Source organism: Streptomyces sp. NPDC029159 (assembly GCF_055564055.1).
The window spans coordinates 379223-400691 of record NZ_JBVHWT010000001.1 but is presented as its reverse complement, the minus strand read 5'-3'; the positions used below and the strand labels follow the sequence as shown (position 1 = coordinate 400691).

19 protein-coding genes are annotated in these 21469 nt (G+C 67.7%); 7 read left to right on the top strand and 12 right to left on the bottom strand.

Features of this window, described 5'->3' with window-relative positions:
• Positions 1–59 precede the first annotated feature (59 nt).
• Together ACZ4U4_RS01775 and ACZ4U4_RS01770 are read left to right on the top strand one after the other, a co-directional pair.
• On the top strand, positions 60–965 hold the full coding sequence (locus tag ACZ4U4_RS01775; protein ID WP_467868263.1) for an NmrA family NAD(P)-binding protein: 906 nt from the start codon (positions 60–62) through the stop codon (positions 963–965).
• Between the two features lie 102 nt (positions 966–1067).
• Positions 1068–1352 carry a hypothetical protein gene (locus ACZ4U4_RS01770; protein WP_467868262.1) on the top strand — a complete coding sequence of 95 codons (285 nt, stop codon included), beginning with the start codon at positions 1068–1070 and terminating at the stop codon, positions 1350–1352.
• 40 nt (positions 1353–1392) lie between these two features.
• Here the strand turns inward: ACZ4U4_RS01770 and ACZ4U4_RS01765 are convergent, their stop codons facing one another.
• The 7 genes from ACZ4U4_RS01765 to ACZ4U4_RS01735 all read right to left on the bottom strand — a co-directional run bounded on the left by ACZ4U4_RS01765 (position 1393) and on the right by ACZ4U4_RS01735 (position 9269).
• Entirely contained in the window at positions 1393–2736 is a 1344-nt protein-coding gene (locus tag ACZ4U4_RS01765; RefSeq protein ID WP_467868260.1) for a HAMP domain-containing sensor histidine kinase, read from the bottom strand.
• Entirely contained in the window at positions 2733–3431 is a 699-nt protein-coding gene (locus ACZ4U4_RS01760; RefSeq protein ID WP_467868259.1) for a response regulator transcription factor, read from the bottom strand. Before ACZ4U4_RS01760 ends, ACZ4U4_RS01765 begins: the two co-directional genes overlap by 4 nt.
• 46 nt (positions 3432–3477) lie before the next feature.
• Positions 3478–5034, bottom strand: coding sequence for an alpha/beta fold hydrolase (locus ACZ4U4_RS01755; protein ID WP_467868257.1), 1557 nt, complete (start codon positions 5032–5034; stop codon positions 3478–3480).
• A gap of 164 nt (positions 5035–5198) precedes the next feature.
• The gene (locus tag ACZ4U4_RS01750) at positions 5199–5978 is read right to left on the bottom strand and encodes a class I SAM-dependent methyltransferase (protein WP_467868256.1); all 780 of its coding nucleotides are present in this window, start codon (positions 5976–5978) and stop codon (positions 5199–5201) included.
• Entirely contained in the window at positions 5975–6352 is a 378-nt protein-coding gene (locus ACZ4U4_RS01745; RefSeq protein WP_467868254.1) for a hypothetical protein, read from the bottom strand. Before ACZ4U4_RS01745 ends, ACZ4U4_RS01750 begins: the two co-directional genes overlap by 4 nt.
• Positions 6349–8574: a hypothetical protein gene (locus tag ACZ4U4_RS01740; RefSeq protein WP_467868253.1), complete on the bottom strand. Its 2226-nt coding sequence runs from the start codon at positions 8572–8574 to the stop codon at positions 6349–6351. The genes ACZ4U4_RS01745 and ACZ4U4_RS01740 overlap by 4 nt, the downstream gene beginning before the upstream one ends.
• A complete protein-coding gene (locus ACZ4U4_RS01735; protein WP_467868252.1) occupies positions 8571–9269 on the bottom strand; it encodes an ABC transporter ATP-binding protein in 699 nt (232 codons plus the stop codon). The genes ACZ4U4_RS01740 and ACZ4U4_RS01735 overlap by 4 nt, the downstream gene beginning before the upstream one ends.
• Positions 9270–10232: 963 nt before the next feature.
• Between ACZ4U4_RS01735 and ACZ4U4_RS01730 the strand changes: the two genes are divergently transcribed.
• Positions 10233–11471: a hypothetical protein gene (locus tag ACZ4U4_RS01730; protein ID WP_467868250.1), complete on the top strand. Its 1239-nt coding sequence runs from the start codon at positions 10233–10235 to the stop codon at positions 11469–11471.
• A gap of 550 nt (positions 11472–12021) precedes the next feature.
• Here ACZ4U4_RS01730 and ACZ4U4_RS01725 read toward each other — a convergent pair.
• The gene (locus ACZ4U4_RS01725) at positions 12022–12150 is read right to left on the bottom strand and encodes a hypothetical protein (RefSeq protein WP_467868249.1); all 129 of its coding nucleotides are present in this window, start codon (positions 12148–12150) and stop codon (positions 12022–12024) included.
• A gap of 486 nt (positions 12151–12636) precedes the next feature.
• Here ACZ4U4_RS01725 and ACZ4U4_RS01720 point away from each other — a divergent pair, with 486 nt between their 5' ends.
• Positions 12637–13107, top strand: a complete 471-nt coding sequence (locus ACZ4U4_RS01720) for a DUF2690 domain-containing protein (RefSeq protein ID WP_467868247.1) — start codon at positions 12637–12639, stop codon at positions 13105–13107.
• A gap of 410 nt (positions 13108–13517) precedes the next feature.
• Here the strand turns inward: ACZ4U4_RS01720 and ACZ4U4_RS01715 are convergent, their stop codons facing one another.
• The 4 genes from ACZ4U4_RS01715 to ACZ4U4_RS01700 form a co-directional block, all read right to left on the bottom strand.
• Positions 13518–13766, bottom strand: a complete 249-nt coding sequence (locus ACZ4U4_RS01715) for a hypothetical protein (protein WP_467868246.1) — start codon at positions 13764–13766, stop codon at positions 13518–13520.
• A 364-nt stretch (positions 13767–14130) separates the two neighbouring features.
• Positions 14131–14661 (bottom strand): hypothetical protein, encoded by a 531-nt coding sequence (locus ACZ4U4_RS01710; RefSeq protein WP_467868245.1) that lies wholly within the window; start codon positions 14659–14661, stop codon positions 14131–14133.
• Between the two features lie 681 nt (positions 14662–15342).
• Positions 15343–16836 carry a DUF1045 domain-containing protein gene (locus ACZ4U4_RS01705; RefSeq protein ID WP_467868244.1) on the bottom strand — a complete coding sequence of 498 codons (1494 nt, stop codon included), beginning with the start codon at positions 16834–16836 and terminating at the stop codon, positions 15343–15345.
• 1333 nt (positions 16837–18169) lie between these two features.
• Complete coding sequence (locus tag ACZ4U4_RS01700) at positions 18170–18454, bottom strand: hypothetical protein (protein ID WP_467868243.1); 285 nt, start codon at positions 18452–18454, stop codon at positions 18170–18172.
• 1048 nt (positions 18455–19502) lie between these two features.
• Between ACZ4U4_RS01700 and ACZ4U4_RS01695 the strand changes: the two genes are divergently transcribed.
• From ACZ4U4_RS01695 to ACZ4U4_RS01685, 3 genes are all read left to right on the top strand, one after another.
• Positions 19503–20066, top strand: a complete 564-nt coding sequence (locus ACZ4U4_RS01695; protein ID WP_467868242.1) for a hypothetical protein — start codon at positions 19503–19505, stop codon at positions 20064–20066.
• Between the two features lie 109 nt (positions 20067–20175).
• Positions 20176–20919, top strand: a complete 744-nt coding sequence (locus ACZ4U4_RS01690) for an IPT/TIG domain-containing protein (protein ID WP_467868241.1) — start codon at positions 20176–20178, stop codon at positions 20917–20919.
• 279 nt (positions 20920–21198) lie between these two features.
• The coding region (locus ACZ4U4_RS01685) for an IPT/TIG domain-containing protein (RefSeq protein ID WP_467868240.1) at positions 21199–21469 on the top strand (271 nt) is incomplete at its 3' end.

The window sequence follows — 21469 nt, the reverse complement described above, 5'->3', positions numbered from 1 at the left end:
CGGTCGCGGACGGCGGCCTTCTGGCCCGGACGAAGAACCCGAGAGAAAGAGACCAGCCGATGTTCGTCATCACCGGCGCCGGCGGCCGTACCGGACGGGCCGCCGCCGCGCACCTGCTTGCGCACGGACACCCCGTCCGAGCCGTCGGCCGCTCCGCCCGGCGACTCGCCGACCTCGCGGAGCGGGGCGCCGAGGTGTGGGAGGCCGACCAGACCGATACCGCCGCACTGACCGATGCGTTCCGCGGCGCGGACGGCGTCTACGCGGTGATCCAGCCCAACTACCTCCCCGAGCACCCCGACTTCGGCGCCTTCCAGGACCAGGTGACGGCCTCCTTGACCAAGGCGGTCACCGCGTCCGGTGTGACCCGTGTCGTCGGGCTGAGCAGCTGGGGAGCCCAACATGCCGAGGGCACCGGTCCGGTCACGGGGCTCCACCGCTTTGAGCAGGCCCTCTCGGCCGCCCCTGGGGTGGAGACGCTGTGGCTGCGCGCCGGCTACTTCATGGAGAACCTGCTGGACCACATCGACACCGTCAGAAACCTCCACCGCATCAGTGCCCCCTTCGATCCCGGCCTCCCGCTCCCCTTCGTCACCACCCGTGACATCGGCGTCCGGGCCGCGGAGGAACTCGCCACCGGGACCTGGCGCGGTACGCAGGTCCTGGAACTCCAGGGCGAACGCGACGTGAGCATGGGAGAAGCCACGGAAGTGATCGCGAAGGCCATCGGCACGGCCGACCTCGCCTACGAGCAGATCAGCCTCGCCGCCTTCCACGCCCAACTCCGCCGAAGCGGCGTGTCCGCCAACGTCGCGGACATGATGGCCGAGGTCGGTCAGGCCCTCAACTCCCGCCACGCCCGGATGCAACAGCCGCGCACCGCCCGCACCTCCACCCCCACCACCATCGAACGGTTCGTCGAGGAAGAGTTCGCTCCCCGCTACCGCGCGGTCGCCTCGGGGTGACGTTGCCTGCCGGGCGACGGCCCTTGGCCGGCGACCAACAGGAACAAGGGGAATGCCGAGGGTCTCGCCTTGTGTCGCCAAAGGCGCGTCGACGACCGCACGGTGGCGACCGCATCTCTCCAGCGCGTCGCGGAGGGCGACATCCCGGCCGTGGTGGCGCTGTTCGCACCGGACGCCTCCTGGGAGAACAGCGTCGGTCTGGCGCTCTTGGTCGCTGTGTCGACCGGCGTCAGCGGCGGCGCCACACATCCAGCCGATCAGCTGTCAGGTTTCCACGCGGCGTATGGGGTGGCGGGCGCCATCGGGCTCCTGGGCGGCCTCACCGTTCTGCTCACCAGGTTTCCCCAGACGGGCACCGCACCATCAGCTTCCGACGAGAGGCCGTGACGGCGCAGGCCGGACGCACCTGAACGTGCCTCCCCCAGCACTACCCCCGCTGCCCCTTCCTCCCCCCGCGCTCCCCACCCCCATGCACCGGCAGCTCGAATCCGACCTCCGCCCCGCCCTCGGGGGCCGTGGTGGCGAAGACGGTGCCGTGGTCGGTGGTGATGAGGTCGTGGACGATGGCGAGGCCGAGGCCCGAGCCGGGGGTGGTCTGGGTGTGGGGGCCGCGGTGGAAGCGGTGGAAGACGGCGTGCTGTTCGGCGGGGGCGATGCCGGGGCCCTGGTCGCGGACGGAGAGCCGGGTGCCGTCGATGTGGACGGTGACGGGGGTGGCGTCGGGGCTGAATTTCACGGCGTTGCTCAGGAGGTTGTCGATGCAGCGCTGGAGGGCGCGGGGGCGGGCGAACACCGGGAGGGGGCGGGTGACGGTGAGGGTGATGGTGCGGCCGGTGAGCTGGCGGTGGCGATGGGCGCTGTCCTCGGCGGCGGCCGCGAGGTCGACGACGGCGGGGTCCTCGGCGGTGTAGCGGTCGGTGGCCAGCTCGACGAGTTCGCGGACCAGATCGTCGAGGGCGGTGGCCTCGGTGACGAGGGTGGTGAGGAGCTGCTCCTCGTCCTCGGGGGCGAGCCTGCCGCGGGCACGTTGCAGCAGCTCGACGCCGGTGCGGACCGAGGTGAGCGGGGTGCGCAGTTCGTGGCTGGCGTCCTGGACGAGCTGCTGCTGCTGGGCGCGGGAGCGGCGCAGCGCGGTGAGCATGGCCTCGAAGCTGCGGGTCAGCTGGCCGACCTCGTCGGAGCCGGCGGGCGGCAGCGGGGTGGAGAGGTCCTGGGCGCTGGTGATGCGGCCGGTGACATGGGCCAGACGGCGCACGGGGCGTAGGACGCGGCGCAGGGCGAGCCAGCTGACCAGGGCGGACACGCCGGAGGCACACACGGTGGTCCAGGAGATGCGCCAGAGGAACGCCTGGTCGATGCGGTCGACGCGCTCGTAGCTCTGGCCGACCATGACCGCCCGGCCGCCGGGCAGCGGCCGGGTGAGGACGCCGTACTCGGTGCCGCCGACGGTGACGTCCTCGCGGCTCGCGCCCTTGCCCGTGCGGGCCACCTGGCGGGCGGCGGCGGAGACGGGCAGCGGCGGGTGGCCGGGGGAGAGCAGCCGCACGGGGCCGCGGGCGGGCACGACCTGCTCGGTCATGTCCGGGCGCGCGGGCGGGGTACGGGAGGCGTCGAGGGCGGCGATGACCGTCTCGGTGCGGTCGTCGAGGCTGCGGTCCAGCTCGTCGGAGAGCAGGCCGCCGACGTTGCGGTAGGAGACGACGGCGATGAAGGCGATGGCGAGCGCCGCGGCGGCGAAGACCACCGCGGCGATCTTGGTGCGGAGCATCATGACGGACGGATGACGAAGCCGACGTTGCGCACGGTGTGGATCAGCCGCGGCGCGCCGTGTGCCTCGGTCTTGCGGCGCAGATAGCCGATGTAGACGTCCAGGGAGCGGGACGTGGTGTCGAAGTCGTAGCCCCAGATGCGTTCGTAGACCTGGGCGCGGGTGAGGACGACGCCTTCGTTGCGCATCAGCAGTTCCAGGACGTCGAACTCGGTCTTGGTCAGGTCCAGGAGGTCGGTGCCGCGGTGGGCCCGGCGGGTGGCCGGGTCCAGGGTGAGGTCGGCGACGGCCAGGAGGGCGGCGGCCTCGGGCGGCGTGGCGCGGCGCAGCAACGCGCGGATACGGGCGAGCAGTTCCTCGGTGGCGAACGGCTTGGCCAGGTAGTCGTCGGCGCCCGCGTCCAGACCGGCGACGCGGTCGCCGATCTGGTGGCGGGTGGTGAGGACCAGGACGGGCAGCCGGTCGCCGCGGCGGCGGAGCGTGCGGCACAGGGCGAGGCCGTCCATGCCGGGCATGACCACGTCCACCACCGCGAGGTCCGGGCGGTGCCGGGTGAGGAGGTCGAGTGCGTGGAGCCCGTCGGGTGCCAGGAGCACGTCGTAGCCCTCGAAGCGCAGCAGCTGGTCGAGTGTGCTGCGCACGCCCGGGTCGTCCTCGGCTATCAGGACCGTGGCGCGGTGCTCGGGCGTCTCCGTCATGGCCCCATTTTCACAGGCGGGGGACGTGGTCATGATCGTCTGCCGGTCAGCCGCGGACCGGGGTGACGGTGAGGGGCGGGAGGGCGCGCAGACAGGAGGTGTCGCCGGGGCTGCCGGTGCGCAGGAACCGGGTGGAGATGCCGGTGACGCAGCCGCTCGGCTCCAGCTCGGCCACATGCCCGGTGTTGGGGACGGACAGGAACGTGCTGTGGCGGAACTGGCGGGCGGCCAGGCGGCTGTTGGCGACGGGGGTGTTGGCGTCGAGGTCGCCGGCGAGCACCAGAACCGGGACGTCGGGCAGGTCGGGACGGGTCGGCTGGGGGCGTGCGGTGCCCTTGCGCGGCCAGGAGAGGCACACGTCCCCACCGTCCGTCGGCGACTCGTTGAACCCCTTGGCGCCGAACGCGCCGAAGGCGCCGGGTGCGGCGGAGTCGAGCGCCCGCCGGTACTCCTCCTTCCGTACGGCCGGCGGCGCGTCCACCGACCAGGACCTGCGGTAGTCGTTGCAGACCACGGCGGTGTACGGGGCCTGGTCCTCGGCACTCGCCGAGGAGGCTTCCTCCCGGACCAGACGGCGCAGCGGGGCGGTGTCGCCCGCGACGAAGCGGTGGAGGGCGTGCGGCAGGCGGCCGAGCAGGGACGGCTCGGAGGGGGCCGCGCCCGCTTCGCGGCTGGCCGACTCGAAGAGCAGATTGCCCAGTTGGCCCTCGGTGAACCGCAGGGGGTACGTGGTGCCTCCGGCGGTGACGGGCAGGTGCAGCGGCTTGTCGCGCAGCTTCCGGGCCACCGTCGCGAGCTCCTTGACGGCCCGGTCGCCGTCGCACGCCGCCTTCGGGGCGCGGTCGCATATGCGGCGCAGGGACAGGGAGACCGCCTGGGCACTGGGGCGGACCAGCGGGTCGAAGGCGAGGGGGTAGGCGCCGGACAGCACCATGGACCGCACCCGGTCGGGGTGGCGGGCGGCGTACACCGGCATCAGATAGGTGCCGTACGAGATGCCGTAGAGGGACAGCTTCGCCACGCCCAGCCGGGCGCGGGTCACGTCGATGTCGTCGGCGGTGGCCGCCGAGGTGTAGCCCTCGGCACGCGGGCCGAGGGTGCGGGCGCAGCGGGCGACCGCGTCGCGCTGCTGCTGCCGGGTGCCGAGCCGGTACTCGGCGTCCGTGACCCCGCACGGCAGCCGCTGCGAGCGCCCGGTGCCCCGCGGGTCGACCAGCAGCAGATCGTGGTCGCGGAGCATCCCGCCCAGTCCGGCCGCGAAGACGGGGGCCCGGTCGATCGCGGTCTCGCCGGGGCCGCCGGGGTTGACGGCCACGGTGCCCTCGGCGGCGCCGGGAGCGGTGTGGCGCACGACGGCGTAGCTCACCTTGATCGTGCCCAGGCGCGGCTTCCCCGTCACCAGCGGGCGTGCCACGGAGCCGCAGTCGACGGTGTGCCCTTTCACCTCCGGGCACCACGCCGGCCGGTCGCCGTGGCGCGCGGCGGTGAGCGTCGTGCCCTCCCCCGCGGGGGCGTCGGCCTTCACCGCCGGCGTGCACGAGGCCAGCAGCGCCATCGCGCCCACGGCCAGCCCCGCCCGCCGCACGGAACGTGTGGAGGACATGCCGTCTCCTTCTCTCGGATGCGGGGACGACGTTGCCCGGCCCGTTGCACAGCAACGGCAGAGCCATGACAAAGGCACGTAAGAATCCTTAGCTCTGCCGGACATGCGGCGGCCGCCGAACCTCCGCCCGTGAGCGGGAGGTTCGGCGGCCTGCGTGGGTGCTTCTACCGGTCCTTGCCGGTGAGCTGGTACAGGGAGATGTGCTTCGCGCTGGCGGTCGCGTCGTACGGGGTGCGGTTCCAGTCGGCCCAGCGTTCCCGCAGTACCAGGCCCGCGTCGCCGGCCAGGAGGTCGATCTGCTCGGGCCACCAGTACCGCATCTGACCGGGCAGGATCCGCAGCGGTTCACCGTCGCGCATCACCACCTCGCTGAACCTCAGCTCCTGGTCCTCGCCGTGGTTCTCGGCGACGAACAGGACGACCTGGCCGACGCTCTGGCTCTTGAGCGTGACGATCGTGTCGTGTTCGGGGAAGGTCCCGGGGTGCGGGCCGTCCGGGAGCCGCCGGCCGGGACGCGGGATGAACGTCTCGATCAGGAGGGTGCCCCGCTCGGTGAGCATGCGCGCCGCGTTGTGCAGGAACGCGCGCTGGGTGTGCTCGTCGGAGAGGACGAAGAAGGTGTTGAAGCAGGTGAAGACCAGGTCGACGGGCTGATCGCTCACATAGCGCGCGGCGTCGGCCAGCACCGGCGTGAGGGGCAGCCCCTCGCACTTCTTCGCGAGCAGGTCGGTCATCGCGGCGGACGAGTCCACCGCGATCACCGGGACGTGCTCGGCCAGGGGCAGCGCCAGCCGGCCGGTGCCGGAGCCCATTTCCACGGCGGGCCCGTCGCCCGCGAGGTCGGCCAGCATCCGGATCTGCTCGACGGGCGGCACCACCTCCCGGTACAGCGCGTCGTACTCCGCCACGTAGTAATCGCCGTAGGTGCTGCTGTCGTACGTCACAGGAGTCCCCTCGAAGGGTGCGTGGGGTGGTGCTTGCCGTGCTCACCGGGATCGGGCTTCGGCCGGCGCCGCAGCGCCGCGGCATCGAGCTGGATCCTCGGCGTGGTGGTGCTGTCGCTGCCGGTGCGCTTCAGGAGCGCCTCGAGCCCGGCGACGCTCTTACGGGGATATGCCTGGCGGAGCACGGCGAAGGCACCGGCGACGCCGGCGCTGCGCAGCGCGTCGATGACCCGCTTCTCCGGCCGGGTGGCGCACGCGCTGGTGTGGCGCTCGTCGCTGCCCAGGCTCAGGTTGGCGGCCCGGGACTTCCGTGCCGCCCTGCTCTGCACCGGCTCCGCCGTCGTCCGGGGCTCCGCGCAGGACTTGCTGCTCACTCGCCATGCGGACGCCACTGCGACGACTGGCGCTGCGCTGCGCGGGAGCCCCACCACCACGTCAGTACGGCGAGCGTGGCAAGGGCTCCCGCCGTCGCGGCGAGCATCCCGCTGGACAGCTCCACCCCATTGGCCGCGCTCACCTGAGGCATGGCCAGCCAGGAGGCGACGAGGACGCTGGTGACGATCGTCGCGAGCATCGGGACCAGCAGAGTCCACAGCGCCGTGGAGTAATAGATCTTGCGTTCACCGGTGAGCACGCTCAGGGGCGCGACCAAGTGGCTGAAGCGCAGGAATTCGGCGAGGTTGGCGAGGACGATGCCCAGGGCGACGATCAGCACACCGGGGAGGCCGAAGAAGATGACCCAGCGGCCATGGGCCACTTGGTTGTTGGCACCGACCAGCCACGAGCCACCAGGTGATTCGACGGTGACGGCGGCCAAGGGCAGGGCGTCCCTCAAGAGCTGGTTGAGCTGCGCCTCGGGAAGGTTCCTGCCGTCGGATGAGGCCAGCACGACGGTCCGGGGAGCACTGTCCGTACCGGTCGGCAGCACAGGCCCTTGCTGTGCCGCTATGCGCTCACCGCCAGGGCTGGCCCAGAGGACGGCTTCGGCGATCCGCGGGTCGGCACCACGCACAGCGGTGGAAGTGGGCTCCCGCGAGCAGGTGAGGTGCACGGCCTGCAGCGCCGGACACGAGCCCTGGAGCCGGACCGCGGCCCCTGGATCCGAGCCCGTCGGCGGATACAGCGCGATCATCTCCGTGCCCTGCGGGAAGCGCTGGAGAACCGGGGCCAACTGCTGCCGTGTCACGCCGCCGGGGTCGATGCGCATGAGCAGCATGCTGGTTCCGACCCTGGTCACCGTGGCTTGCGCGGCCCGCGCACTTTCGCCGAACTGGGAGTTCTTCAACTGCACCTGGCTCACCAGCACCAGCGCGATGCCGACCCCGGCGACCAGGCGAGAGACCACTCCTGGGTGCGCGGACGCGTGTCGGCCGGCGATGAGGGCGCCCGCGAGGCCGGTGCGCCGCGTTGAGCGGGCCAGCCGAGTACCGAGAGCGGCGGCACCGACCGCGACTGCGCACGGCAAGGTCGCCATGGCGGCCACCACGCCGGTGTTGTACAGCTTCATTCTGAGATCGGCGTACTGGGCAGGGTCGAGCTGAGCCGGCCCCCAGACGGTGCCGACCACCAGCAGCGGGCAGGCGAGCGCAGCCCAACGCACCATGTTCCCCTGGTGGGCGGCAAGCCGTGTGGCACGTGTCCTTCGGCGCCGCCCCGTGCGGTGCAACGCGCACACGAGCAGGAGCAGCACCGCTGCGGCAGCGCATCCCACCACAGGAACCGCCCACCACCAGCGTTGCAGGTCAGCTGCCGAAACCCAGTAGTTGATCCAGGGAAGCCGGAGGTTTCCGGCGGCCATCACGCACAGCCCGGGGAGCATCCCCAGGGCTGCACCCGCGAGTATCGGGGCCGCGGACTCCCCGACATTGAGCAGGACTCGATGGCGTGCGCCGCCGCCCAGCGCGCTGACCAGCGCCGTGCGCTTGTCACGTCCCGCCGATCCCATACGGGCAGCGACCACGGCGAGAGCTCCGGCCGGCAACAGGATCAGATAGAGGGCCGTCAGGAACTTCCCTTCGTCGGCAACGAACAGCGGATCGCCGGTCCGCAGTCCCTTCTCCCCACCGAACCCGACGACGGCGAGTGCCGCCTTCTTGTCCAACTGCCGGTCGGTGGGGTTGACATAGCCGTACCTTTCGCCCGGACTGGCCAGCCCTTCCTCGCGAATGGTGCCCGCCAACGTGCCGTATCGGCCGACGGCTCCTTCAGACTTAAGAGCCTGCACGAGGCTTGGAGAAAGCAGCGCTTCGCCCGGAGCCGGCCATCGATCAATGCCTGGGGGAAGTGGCATGTCCTTGGCCGGCGGACGCAGGTAGACCAGGCTGAATTGCCGGCCATCGATCTCGTCGAAGTCGTTCTTGCCCAAGGCCACCGGGGGGCGGTCAGGAAAGGCATCCTTGAACTGCAACGCCCGGTTCGCCGAGCGGAGTTCGATGCCTTCGTAAGTCGCATGCACCGCGATCACCGACGTCAGGCCCAGTGTCAGCACGGCGGTGGCCAGCAGCAGGGCCACCGCCCTGATGTGACTGCCGCCGGCCCGCAGCCCCGAGGCCCAGCCCATGCGCAGAAGCTGCCCGGACAGTGAGCGCTCCCTCATGACCGGACTCCCGGGGCGCGCTGCACGAGCGTGGCGTTCTTGAGTTCCCAGCAACGGTCCGCCCGGTCAGCCACCTCGGCGTCATGTGTGACGACGACCAGTGCACAGCCGTGCCGTCGGGTCACCTCGAACAACACCTCTGACACGCTGTCGCGGGTTGCGGCGTCGAGTGCCCCGGTCGGTTCGTCGGCCAGTAGTACGGCGGGGTCGTTGATCAAAGCCCGCGCCACGGCGGTGCGCTGCCGCTCGCCACCGGAAAGCCGACCGGTGGGCACTCCGCAGTAGGGGACGGAGAGTTCATCGAGCAGTTCCTCGGCGCGCTGGTACGCCCGCTGGGCCTTGCTCCCGCCCAGCAGAGCCGCCAACGCGACGTTCTCCACCGGGGTCAGTTCGGGCAGCAACTCCCCGAACTGGAAGACCACTCCCATATGCCTGCTGCGGTGCCGTTCCAACGCCCGCCGACGCATCTTGACGATGTCGCCACCGGCCACCTGCACGGATCCCGCCGACGGCCGGATCAGCCCCAGGAGACAGCCGAGCAGTGTGCTTTTGCCGCTTCCGCTCGGCCCCACCACCGCCGCCGACTGCCCTGCAGGCACCTTCAGGTCCACTCCGTCAAGCAGCACCCGGTCAGCGACCTCGTACCGAAGACCGGTTACTGCCAGCATCGGATCCGCCGTCGCTGCGCCGTCCATTCCCTGCCCCCTGGAGCACTCTCGCCAGTAATCAACCTGGCACGACGAGGCAGGAGGGGCGGGCGGTCCCGCCGCCCCTCCTGCCGGTAGTAGTCAGCGTGGGCCTTGACGTTGACCTTGTGCATCTTCAGGCCGACCTGGTCATTGTTCGAGCGCGTGTAGAAGTACGCCCTGAACGGTCGTTTCGGCGCTGTTGCCGGAACGCCCCCTGAGCGCGCCATAAAGTACGAACTCCACCCGAGCACGATCAATCGCCCTATCGCTCAAATGTCCGAAACTCTGTACTGCACTTCAAGCGAGAAGCGGGGATTGATGCCGAAACAAGCGGATAAATGGCCGCGATCGGAGTAAGTGGCCCAAGGCGGAGGATCGGCTGAGTTTGGTCAGGACGTCGCTATGAGCCGGGAACGGGGAGGGGCGAGCCTCTGCGAGGCATATGCCGGCCGTCGCGATCCTCTTCGCGGCGTACCGGGTGGGGCCGTCGCGTGGACGCCCGCTCGTGTCCATGGCGGGGTGTCGCTCCGTCGAAAGAGGTGTCGGCGTGCACCGCGCTGCGAAGCAGCCCACGGCCCTGACCACGCCTGACGCATGGTCATCCCGTGTGCGGGTGGTGCCCAGGTGATTCGTGGATGACGTGGGCAGGAAACGCGTGGTTGGGGCCCAGCGGACAGGGCATACCAGGGGCACCTGCCGCCCGCCCGGCGCGTTCGTCCTCAGGCAGGCCGGACAGGACGGTGACGAGACCCGGGCGAAGCGGGTGAGCCGGTCCGGATCCACCGCGGCTCTTTCTTTCCACACAGCAGACGGCGCCTGCCGTCGCGCGCATCCAGGTGCGGAAAGGCGCGTATGAGGCGGGAATGCGGTGGTGCGCGGTCGGCAGGCGTGCGAGCACAGCCGGACATGCGGGAGCAAAGGGAGGTTCTGTCGTGAGACTCATATCCACGATGCGTTGCGAGGTGAACTGTGACTGCCGGTGATTTGGACCCGTCGTTCGGGACCAGGGGAAAGGCCGTCGTCGATTTCGGTACGACCTCCATCGCCAACGCGGTGGCGGTCCAGAGCGGTGGCATGTTGGTGTTGGCGGGCCGGGTCGGTGACGTCAGCACCGGGGACTTCGGTGTGGCAAGGCTCAACCATGACGGCAGCCTCGACACCACCTTCGGAACCGGTGGAAAGGTGGACCTCTCCCTCAGCGCCGAGGAGGACGTCGCCCGCGCGGTCGCCATCCAGACCGACGGAAAGATCGTGGTGGGCGGCTTCGAGGGATCCGAGCCGAGCGGGAACGTCGCAGTGGTCCGGTTCAATCCCGACGGGACGCTCGACGCCACGTTCGGCGCGGGCGGCGTGGCCGTCTACGACATCAGCGGCCCCACCGGGGACGCCATCCGCGGGATGGTCATCCAGCCCGACGGCAAGATCCTCGGCGTCGGCGCCGCCGGTGCCAACGCCGGACTGATCCGGCTCAACCCCGACGGGAGCTTGGACACCACCTTCGCGGGCGGGGCGGGAAAGGAGGCCGTCTCGATCGGCAACGCCGGTCACCTCTTCGCGCTGGCCCTGCTGAGCACGGGCCAGTTCATGGTCGCCGGGTTCGACTCCAACACGGTCACCCAGGACGACTTCCTCCTCGCGCGGTTCAACGCCGACGGGAGCCTGGACACCACGTTCGGCTCCGCCGGGCTGGTGCGCACGGACTTCAACGGCCTCAACGACCTGGCGTTCGCGATCGTCACGCAGAGCGACGGCAAGTTCGTGCTCGGTGGGGACACCGATTCCACGGACCCCGTCGGGATCAGCGGGGACGTGAAGGCCGGCTGGGCGCGCTACAACCCCGACGGCACCCTCGACACGGCTTTCGGCACCGCGGGGAAGACGCAGATCAACCCCACAGCGCTGGCGGACGGGGTACGCGGTCTGGCCATCCAGAGCGACGGAAAGATCGTCGCCGGAGGTTTCATCGGCGAGACCACCGGCCTGGCGAGCTTCGCCGACCCCGTGGCGGGCGACTTCGGTGTGTACCGGCTCAACACGAACGGGAGCCCGGACACCACCTTCGGCGTCGGCGGTGCCGTCCGCACCGACTTCGCGGGGCTGGGAGACGGCGGTCGCGCCGTCGTCATCCAGCCCTCGAACAGGATCCTCCTTGTCGGCGGGGCGACAACGAACCACCTCAACTTCGCCGCCGCCCGATACAAGACCTGACCAGCGGTCAGCCCGCGGCGCCGGGGGCCGGGAGCGGTCCGGTCACCGGCGCCGCACTGCTGTGCCGGCGGCGTCGTAGCGGCGGTAGCCGTCCCCTTGGTCCGGTACACCGGTGCCACGGTGCCTAAGTCAGACCAGCGGGTGAGGGGCCCGGCTGTGGTGTTCGGAGCCGTGGTTCCTCTAGCGTGCGGCCATGGAACCGCCGCGGTGTCCGGGGCTCGACGGTCCGTCACCACCTGGTGGCGCCGCATCCTCCGTCTCGCGAAGCATTGGCCCTGGGCCAGCGAGATCACCGACGCCCTGCAACGGCTCGTAACCCAGGCGAACCCCGGCTGACCAGCAATTTCCCGCTTCAACGAGCAGCACCACCCGACCGGAGCCGTGGAACCCGGTGCCCACTCGACGCGACAGCCGGGCCCCCTCCCTGCCCCCGATCAGTCCGGACGGCCGAAACGGCCCGCCAGAGAATCCGACGGACCGTCACGAAAGATCGAGGTGAGAACCCAAGCCTGGACCGGGCCCCTTACACTCACGAGGGCAGCAACTCCCGTCAGCGCCAGGAGCTCACCGGGTTCTCGAATTCGTTGAATTCGACGCCGGGAGCCACCTCCGCCTGAAGGTTTTCGTCCTTGCACTTGCCGAAGGCGTAGAAGAGTCGGGTCTCTTTGGTGAGATTCACCACGGAGGTACACGTTTGCTTGGCATGTGGCGATGGCCCTCTTGCGCGCCGGCGACGATCGCGGAGAGTGATTGTCGGGTTATTGGTGTGCTGCGTGATCCGGGCCCCTGGCTGCGCTGGTGGTGCCGGGGGGTAGAGATGGAGGGTTGAAACGGGGGCGAACTTGCAGGTCCGAGCCCCAGGGACCGTAGATGACTGGGGCGTCCCCGTCGTGGCCCGCACGCCAGCAGCTACCAGTACAGCCCTCTGACGTGGGGCCCGGCAAGAGGCCCGTGACCGATGCACCGGAGGTTGAAAACACCTAATGGTAGGCAACTCATGGCCCTTGGGCTATCAATCAGAGCTGAATACGCATCAGTAAGCCCTCCTGTCCGGTGTGTGAGCCGAGTCATACTCCTCGGGTCACGTCGGAACTGCCATGGAGGAATTGACGGAATGATGTTTTCCTGGATCTCGCGCCTGGGACGCACTACGAAGCGGCGAGCCTTGAGCGGCGGACTCGCTGTCGCTGCCCTCGCGGCGTCACAGATGATGTTCGGCGCGGCCGGAACAGCCGAGGCAGCCACGCCCGCGTCCTCGCAGGCCGCGAGGTGCTTCGACGGGGGCTGCACGGGGAAGGACCCGCAGGCGTTGGGCTGCGCGGCCGACGCGATCACCGTCGAGCAGCTCGTCGCCTTCGACAACATCTGGGAGCTCCGCTTCTCGCCCTCGTGCAATGCCCACTGGGGCCGCATGGTGCAACACGGCGGAGGGAGCAGTTGGACCACGAACCTGGACGGGTTCCCGCCGGAGGCACAGTATCCGCCGTACACGTACAGCGCCTTTACGGATGACTACACCCCTCCGGGGCTCGGAAGGACATGGACTGCCATGGGAGCCGGGCGTGACAACGTCCGCGTGTGTGGGCACATGGACTACGCGTATCCGACCCCTTGGTACTGCACCAAACTGTACTGAGGGCCTTCCTCTCACCGCTTGGGGTGCCGGCGGCCCATTACCGCCGGCACCCCAAGAACGGCGAGCACCGCCACCACCGTCGCCGCGCCGCCCCGCCACCAGCCCCGCGCGGGCGCCTGTGCGCCCACTGAGCAGGCCGATGAGGAGCACGCCGAGCGGTGTCATGCCGTGGAATTCCCTGCCGCGGCCTGTGGCGGCAGGCCAGTGTGTCTGCTCTTGCCCGACTGACCTCGTCCTCGGCGTGAGGTCCCCTGGGGCCAGCTCCTCTGTCCGCAGGCCGCCGGGAACCGAGCGCCTCTGGCTGTGACCGTCCATGTCCTGATCGTCGTCCAGCCAAGAGCGATTGTGCGTTGCGCTGTAGGTGGTGGCTGCTCTCGGACTCCGGTGGTGATTGCGGAGAGTGATGGTAGTCAGCGTTTGATGCGTTTGCGGATGGCGAGGAGGCCGAAGCCGAGGAGGACGGGTTCGAGGATGCGGGTGGTCATTTCGATGTAGGCGCCGGTGGTGGTGAGGTTCTGGCCGCTGGAGCGGAAGACCACGGAGTTCACGGCTACGCGGGTGGCTCTCTCGGCGCGTTCCCAGCTGAGGCGTTGGTGGTAGCTGAGGTGCAGGGCGGGGTCGGGGGTGTTGGTGTTGAGGGTGATCTTGGTGCCGTGCACGGTGCCGGTGGTGGCGGGGTGGGGTCCGGGTCGTGGTCGGGCAGCCCGAAGCCCATCAGCAGCAGTACGGAGAGCGCCATGGCGACAAGGAGCCAGCTGAAGGCGCGGGAGGCGCGCAGGCCATAGCGGAAAGCAGCCAGTACCCGAACAGCAGACGGCGTTCGCCGACCGGTGCGCCGGTGCGGTCGTTGCGCCGCATCTCGCATTCGCCGTAGTAGAAGTCCGCGGCGCCGGGTTCGTTCTTCCCGTCCTCGAACGACTTGCGTAGCGCCCGGTACACGGGTGCCAGCTGCGCCGGGCCGACGTGTGTGCCACCGGATGCTGCCGTGTTCCAGCCTGGGGCTGCTGTTGGTTGGTTTGCGCGCTAGTGGTGTTCTTCGGCGAGGGTGCGGCGCGGAGCGAACCGGACGGGGCGCCAGCGCTGCCAGCGTGTGCCGGGCGGGACGGCGGCGAAGGGGCAGTTGCCTTCCAGCCGTAGCTGGCCCAGGTGGACGGTCCTGGTGAGCAGGCATTCCGAGAGGTCGACGTCGGCGAGGACTAGGTGGGCGGCGTCCACGCCGCGGAGCGATGCTATTTGAACGGTGGGGTCGGGCGGGGCGGGGGCGTCGGTGAGAGCTTGTTCTGCCACCTGCTCCCCGTTGGGGCCTGTGAAGGGGCCGGCCTGCGCAGCGATGGTGAGGGGGGACTCCGGGACCGCGTGGGTGAAGTCCACCGTGGCGTAGCGCAGACGTATCTCCGCCGTCGACGACCAGCGCGTCCGCCGACACACCAGGTGGCGCGCGGCGAGTGAGAGTGTTACTGCGCTGTCGAATACCGCCCCGGACAGGTCCACACTCCCGGCGCACACCGCCGGCCCGAGAGTGATCGACTTCTTGAAGACCGCCTCTACGAACATGGCGTCGTATAGGAAAGTCGCCGATCCGAAGGTGACGTTGCCTTGAAAAGCCGCTGGTTCGAACCATGCGTGTCTCTTGAAGGTCGCCGATTCGAACCAGGCGAAGCTCTGGAAGGTCGCCGAGCCGAACCGGACCTCGCCGAGGAGAGCGGTGTCTGTGGTGGGGGAGCGTAGGGCATCGAGAAGGGACTCGGCGAAGGTGGTGCCGCGGTGGTCGATGCCAGTGCCGGGGGCAGGCTGGCTGGGTAGGCGTCGCGGTCGGCATCGGCAAAGGGGGCGAGGGCACGCGGTGCGGCCCGGGACGATGAGGCCGGGGCAGCCGACGGGGTCGGTGACGGGGTCTGTGCCATGTGCGCAGTACTCTCAGTCCGGTGCCCTGGGCGAGGGAGGCGTGGGTGTGCTCATGAGGGTGGCGGCTCCCATGGGGTGTCGGGTGCCGAAAAGGGGCAAGCCACGGACGGCATGCGGACCGATCGTCCTGCCGTACCAGAGGCCCAACTCGTCGCCAAAACAGGGAAATCCGATCACCCTCAACGCCACACGGCCACCCTTCGTGGGCGTGGGCTGACGACGCCTTCCGACCTGCCCTCGACCTCGGGAAAACAGAGCTGTGCGGCACGCCGCCTTGGGAGCGTGACGCCAGCCCACTGAGGTCCATTTCAGAATGTCGTTCGATTAAGACTAATGAGGACCGCAAAGGGGAAATGCCTCTTCAATAGTCCATTTGTTTTGACCAGGGCGCTTGATGACCAAGGCGATCTGATCGACGTAAATTTTTTCTCGAAGGATTCCATCCATCTGTTGCTGGATGGAATCGGCAATTCCGGAAGTGGTCCCTTCCGGGCATGAGCCGCACACAGTGAAATGAAGCATGAATTTATCCAAGATGAAAGGTGACCCGTAGCGCTCCAGCATCATCTGGGCTCGATGGTCCCCACTGGGGAGTGCCTTAGTGGTCTGCCCTGCCAGGTAGGTTGAAGAGACAGCACTCCTATAGACACGCGACACCAGCTCGTGATGAATAGACTCAACGGTTCCGCTGGAGTCCTGAGCTCGAATGACGACCGCCCGGCTGTCATGCGGACTGACTACAGGCTCAAGTCCATCCAAATGGAACGGCTTGAACTCTTGCGACAGAAATCTGACTTCTGCCCTAACCCGCTCAATCTGCTTCTCCGAGGAGTAGTAGAGAGCATCGGCTAGCGTTGCGTGGAACCCGTAATCGGCGGACTCTCCCACACAATCGCGGGCAAATTTTAGATTCTGCGGAGCTGGAATTGGTTGCGCGTCGTAAATATCGTAGCCAAGAACGGAAGACCCGAACTGGTAAATGGGGCTGTCTTGCGACGGAATAATGTAGACGGCTGCGAGAATCCAATCATCTGAGCGGAAACGACGATTCTTCCTTACTGAGGCAAGATCGTTTGCAGGAATGGAATTAGACACGATCTTCCGCGCATTCTCTAGAAAGAAGTTAGCTTGGTCGCTTCCGTCATTCCTGACATGGAAGATCGGACTCACATTCCCGAGGGACTGATAGCCGTAGGGGTAAATGAATAAATCATTATCGAAAATTAAAGTGGCGAACGTCGGGTAGTGCTCGAAAAGTACAAATTTGAATTTCCTAGGGTTGCCTGAGGCGTGCAGCCGCTCGACTAGTGCTCTGATATTCCTGTCGACCCCTGGCTTGCCTACTTGTGGCCGGTTCCACTCCATTTCCTCTTCGATGAACCTGTCTTCTACGTGTGGGCTCGCGGTGTTCCCCATGCATACTGTTACGTTGCAAGTGCCCTCCTGTGCGCGCCGAATCAACATGTCCACGATGTGCTTCTCCCAGAGTAGGTTCAAGCCCACTGCAATCAATGTGATGTTTTTGGATTTTGGAATCAACTCCTCTACCTCGGAAAAGAAGTTCGGGTGCTGACTTCGTGGGTGTGTCTTCACGTAAAATGTATCGGTGGCGCCACTTTCAATCCCTGTGTCACCTCCTGTGAGAACTTCTCGATTTTGCATATTCTTCAAGTTGAAGAGGCCGTAAAACAAGGCGACGATCGAAATTCCCACTTCCCCTACGAAGACCTTTGTGATGAATTCCTTGTCCTGGGGGCTCCATCCATTCACCGAGAAGAAAATGACCCAGATTGTAGAGCCGACAATCAATACGAATAGGGTCACGAAAACATAGAAAAGGACCCATCGCATTTTTTCTAGTTGAGTCATTCAGTTCCCCTTGGCCTGGTGAGTTTAATGCTCATTCGAGTGGGGGCTGGCTGCAAAATTGAGTATATCGAAGATCATGTGCTCTGGGTGCGAAGAGTGCGAATCTTGCTAACCTCATACAGCACTCTGGTCACTCATGTATTGGGGTATCCCACTACCCTCGCTGTCCGCTTCCTCGTAAGCGCTCGTAACGCGATCTTGTCGATATGGCCTGGCGGGGAGTTACCGTGAGGAGATTCAGCTGTTTGTGAGGGTTTGAGTACTCGATCGTGGATTGTGGACTACGGGGAGGGGGTGCTGACCGAGCCCTTGCCGGCCGTGGCCGGAGCGGTCTCCGAGGCAACGGCCGTAGCCGAGCGGCTCTGGCGCCAGGGCATCTTGCTCGTCCCCTACAACTACATAGCTTGGCAACTTCTATATCTGGAGCCGGGGTTCGGATCGGGAGCAGCCTGTTGGTGGCGCCTGGACCGGCGGCGGAAGGCACGAATCTTCGATCGGCTGCACCAAGTCCTGCCCGCGAGCCGAGCGCGGCTGGCGAACTCTGCTGGTCACGCGCGTGCGTGGACGGCTCCCACACGAAAAGGCGAGCGTCGGCACCGGTCCGTCGCCGGGTGACCGGCGGAGAGCGGGCAGCAAACACCATCTGATCTGCGACGGTCCCAGCCCCTTGTTCAAAGCTGGTCGCCGCCTTCTCCGGCGGTGCAAGGTCCGGCGCGTGCTCGGCAAACATGCTGGCGACCGGTTCTCCGTCGTGGTGCCGAGCCGCAGATGAGACGGCTGCGACGCGAAGTGGTTGGGTTCTCCACCGTTCTGGACTCTGAGATTCGCAGCCTGGAGGGGTGCCCCGTGGGTGGCAGCCCCACCGAAGGTTGTTGCTTCAGGACCCCTTGTCCATAGGGGAGTTGACGACGGAAGTGACTCCGTCGGTGCTCCTGTGCAACACATGTGTTGTATATGCAACGCGCAAAACACCCCCCTGACCGCGTTTCCGCAGATCAGAGGGGTGTTTATGAGCGGTAGCGGTGGGATTTGAACCCGTCAACATGACGCTTCTCACCTGCGGTTTTTCTGAAAGGCCAGGTGAGAGGGGGTGTTTCGATGTCGTTGGGTGGCGTTCGGTGTCGCTCAACGACGTCCCGTGCTGCATATGCAACACACCCCGCCGACGACTGGCCGGTGTCGAAGATTGGGGCTCTCGCACCTCGCATCTTTGCGAAAGTGCACGCTGCTCCGTAGAAGGTGGTGGCTGCTCTCGTGATCCGGTGCTGATTGCGGAGAGTGATGTTGGTCAGCGTTTGATGCGGTTGCGGATGGCGAGGAGGCCGAAGCCGAGGAGGGCGGGTTCGAAGATTCGGGTGGCCATTTCGATATAGGCGCCGGTGGTGGCGGGGTTCGGGTCGTGGTCGGGGAGTCCGAAGGCCATCAAGAGCAGTACGGAGAGGGCCATGGTGGCGTGGAGCCAGCTGAAGGCGCGGGAGGCGCGCAGGCCGTAGCCGGACAGGAGCCAGTAGCCGAACAGCAGACGGCGTTCCCCGGCCGGAGTACGGCGCGGTCGTTGCGGCGCATTTCGCATTCGCCGTAGTAGAAGTCGGCGGCGCCGGGTTCGTTCTTGCCGTCCTCGAACGACTTGCGCAGCGCACGGTACACCGGCGCCAGTTGCGCAGCGCCGACCTGCGCGACGCGGGGCGGTGCCGTGTTCCAACCTTGGGCTGCTGCTGGTTGGCGTGCGCGCCAGTGGTGTTCTTCGGCGAGGGCAGCAGCGCTGCGTGAACCGGATGCCGGCCCCGCCCGTCGAACGTGGCACTGCGCGGCCGTCGTACGTCCTGCCGGAAGTCCGCGAGCCTGCGCCGCTTCCCGGAGAGCGGGAACGCGTGGATGCTTCCAGCGTCCGCCGAGCGCGCAGTACGCGTTGCCTGTTCGCGGCTGATCGGCCGCCCGCCGATGTGCAGCGCGGGTCCGTCCTTGCGGCCGTCGATCGCCTGCCGCACCAGCTCGGCCGAGTGCTTGCTGATCGGCAACTTTGGCGGGCGGCCGCCGCACTTGGGGTGTTGACGTTGGCGTTGCCACCCTCGGCGTCACTGAACTCGGCTGCCGTGTGGCACCGGTTTCGGCTGCTCCGGACAACTACCCGGGGAACCGAGCTCCTGGCCGACCGGGACGTGCGAGCCTCAGGCGTGGAGACGAGACCGGACGAGAGAAGGGCGGGGTGTGCGTTGAGCAGACAACGCGCCCTGCCAATCGGGTGACATGTCCTCGGTGACGTTGCCCGTGCTTTCCCCCTGGTGGGTTACTGGGTACGTCCAATCCGGTGAGCCGCCCATCTTCTCCGGGGGAGCAAGTGACGGTGGTTCTGTCGTTGCCCGGTTTGGAGTCCCCGACCCTGCGCCGGTCCGACGGTGATGCCTCATGAGATCCCTCGGCAGAGGACGTGCGTCACCACCCGTGCTGCTTCTTGGCGCGGGTGGGAGCAACGGCTCACGTGACCCTCTGGGAGCATCATGCCAACCGCCCGTCGTTCTCTTCGCTCCGCGGTCGTCCTCTGCGCTCTGGCCGCGGGCCTGATCACAGCCCCGGCCACCGCACATGCCCAGAGTCCTGTGCTGTGCAGCGAGCGCTCACTGGTGGCAGCCATCAACGCGGCGAACGCAGCAGGCGGGGACACTTTGCTCCTGCCCCCGTTCTGCACGTACTCGCTCACCAGTGCTCACGGCAGCGCGTCGGACGGCCCGGTCGGGCTGCCGCCCATCACCACGCCGATCACCATGCTGGGACTGGGAACGGCCATCGTCCGTGACCCGTCGGCCCCGGCATTCCGGGTCCTCGAAGTCCAGGGCGATGCGAACGTTCCCGGAACCAGCGGTCAGCTCACGCTCACCGCGATCAGCGTCCGAGGCGGTATGGCTCCGGCTTCCCAGCCGGGCGGAGGCATCTCCAACCGGGGCGGTGGGCTGACCCTGCTATCCAGCTCGGTCACCGACAACAGCGCCGTGGCCGGCGGCGGCATCTACGTCGACAACGGCACGGTCTCTCTGACTGCCAGCAGCGTCACCGACAACAAGGCCACTGCCTCCGGCGGGGGCATCTACCGGAATTCCGGTGCGGTGAGTCTGCTGGCCAGCGACGTCAGCCGCAACACGCCGGACAACTGCGCCCCCGCGGGGAGCGTTCCGGGCTGTACGGGCTGACGGCACAGACGGAGGACAACCGGCTCGCTGCGCCTACGAGGCGCACCACGGTCCACCGTGTCTCGGCGAGCCCTCCACTCATCCACACATCAAGCGAAGGAGGCATCCCATGCCTATCTCCCCCAACAGTGGGTCCACCGGAGGTGGGACGGTCGTCACCATCACCGGCACGAACCTCGCCGGTGCCACTGCCGTCCACTTCGGTTCGAAGCTGGCTACGATCACGGCCAACACGGCCACCTCGGTCACTGTGATCTCCCCCTCGGGGACGGGTACGGTCGACGTGACGGTGACCACCCCCGGCGGGACCAGCAATCCGCTGTCCTTCTTCTACGTGGGCGCGCCGTTCAAGTCGAGCCTCAGCCCGATCTCTGGTGTCACCGCGGGCGGCAACACCGTCACCATCAACGGCACCGGTCTCTCCACCGCCACCGCGGTGACCTTCGGGACGGTCTCGGCGACACCGACCGTCGTCAACGACAGTCAGCTCACCGTCACCGTGCCGGCCGGGACAGCGGCTGGGCCGGTCGGCGTCAGGGTGACCACCGCGGGCGGTACCAACAACGGACTGTCGTACACCTACGTCGACGCCCCCACAGTCACCACTCTGGCTCCCACGGCCGGACCGACCTCCGGTGGGACCGCGGTGACCATCACGGGCACCAACCTGACCACCACGCAGTCGGTCTCCTTCGGTGGTGCTCTCGCGCCCTTCAGCGTCATCAGTGACACCACGATTTCGGCCGTCACTCCGCCCGGTACCGCTGGCGCCGCCGACGTGGTCGTGACCACGGCCGGTGGCTCCGTAACCGATACCGGAGCCTTCACGTACACCGCAGGGCCCGGTATCTGACGGTTCGGGCCGCTGAACCTGGCTTCTTCCCTCAGAGCCAGGCGCGCGGGTGGCCTGCCGGGACAGATCCCCTCCGCCCGGCAGGCCCCCGCGCGATTCCACCCCCCGGGTCACCTCTTGTCGCTTCTGGCCTGGCGCCCCATCGGCGTACCTTCAGAAAGAGTCGATCACGTGAGCGTATCCAAACATCCGTTGACCACGTCTATTCACACGACCGCGTCCGTGCCCACGGTCGTCTCCCTCTCGCCGGGTTCGGGCTCCGCCGCGGGAGGGACCAGTGTGACTGTGACCGGCACGGGCTTCACCGGAGCCACCAGTGTGCGTTTCGGGGCGAACAGGGCGACATCCTTCGCGGTCAACTCCGCAACGCAGATCACCGCCACCGCTCCCGCGGGGACGGGGTCGGTTCAGGTCACTGTCACCACGCCGGCAGGCACGAGTTCGGAGTTCGTCACCTACACGTACACGTCGGTTTCTGCACCGGTGTTGAGTTCCGTGGTGCCGTCTTCGGGGCCCGCGGCGGGTGGGAATTCGGTGACGCTGACCGGGT